This is a genomic window from Roseomonas chloroacetimidivorans, assembly GCF_049629625.1.
GTDB lineage: Bacteria > Pseudomonadota > Alphaproteobacteria > Acetobacterales > Acetobacteraceae > Roseomonas > Roseomonas chloroacetimidivorans.
The window spans coordinates 1-1,029 of the sequence record NZ_JBNBZS010000294.1 but is presented as its reverse complement, the minus strand read 5'-3'; the positions used below and the strand labels follow the sequence as shown (position 1 = coordinate 1,029).

At 66.5% G+C, this 1,029-nt stretch carries 2 protein-coding genes; both read left to right on the top strand.

Annotated elements, in window-relative coordinates; all coding sequences use genetic code 11:
- Positions 1–481 precede the first annotated feature (481 nt).
- Positions 482–625 (top strand): hypothetical protein, encoded by a 144-nt coding sequence (locus ACO1BU_RS37545; protein ID WP_424140930.1) that lies wholly within the window; start codon positions 482–484, stop codon positions 623–625.
- A 56-nt stretch (positions 626–681) separates the two neighbouring features.
- The gene (locus ACO1BU_RS37540; RefSeq protein WP_424140929.1) at positions 682–972 is read left to right on the top strand and encodes a type 2 periplasmic-binding domain-containing protein; all 291 of its coding nucleotides are present in this window, start codon (positions 682–684) and stop codon (positions 970–972) included.
- Positions 973–1,029 lie beyond the last annotated feature (57 nt).

Here is a 1,029-nt window from a genome sequence, read left to right as displayed (position 1 = left end):
CTGCGCCGAACCGCAGTCCACGCACTCCATCCCAGGCTCCCAGCCATCCAACAACCCGTCACGAGCCTATCCGCGCCTGCCCCCGCTCGCCAATCCGGCCACCCCTGGCGCGATCTCTGACAGATCCTCCGTCGAAGACATCGCACAGGGCGGACATATCGTGCCTTCCGAGCACGTGGGGCTTCAACACCCGAGACGTTGAAAGGGCCGCACGTCTGGCGGCGGCCCGTCAGGTCGGAACGAATGGGCGCAATCCCGTCAGGTGTCGCAGGATGCATCTATGCCGCGGACCGCCTGAAAATCAGTCAGTTCATTTCATCGGCACGGACCGTCATCCCGTCGAAGCTCAACCCGACCGGGAAACGCTGCAAGGAGAGTTCCAGATTGACCACGACAATCCGCTGGACGGCGTGTCGCGGCTGATCGCCGGCCGACCCCTTTCTCAAGCGCCTCTCAGATGCTCGCTCGGAAGACGGACTCCATGACCCGCACCATCACCGGTCTGCCCATTTCCATTCCGAGCCATCCGCTCGCCGACGCGATGATGCTGCACCCATCCGCCGCCGACGGTGGTCCACGGAAGACTCCGGCCGTGCATCTTCCTAGCAGGAGCAGCTTCGCGTGATCCGGCGCCGACACCTGTTGGAATTGGCTTCGCTACTCCCTGCGCTGGCGCCCGCGATGGCCGCCATGCCCCCCGGCTTTCCGGCGCGCCCGGTCCGTCTCCTCATTGCCTTTCCCGCCGGCGGCAGCTTGGACACGCTCGGCCGTTCCCTCCAGCAGGGACTGACCGAGGCGCTGCAGGGCGCGGTGGTCATCGAGAATCAGGGCGGCGCGAACTCGCTGATCGCCACGCGCCAGGTCGTGGGCAGCGCCGCTGACGGCCACTCCCTTCTCGTCACGGATCTGTCAGAACTCGCGCCAGGGGGCGCCCGGATTGGTGAGCTGGGGCAGCCCTGGGTAGGCTCCTGACGGGTTGAGAGGCGGCTGGGAGCCTGGGATGAGGTGCGTGGACTGCGGTTCGGCCAA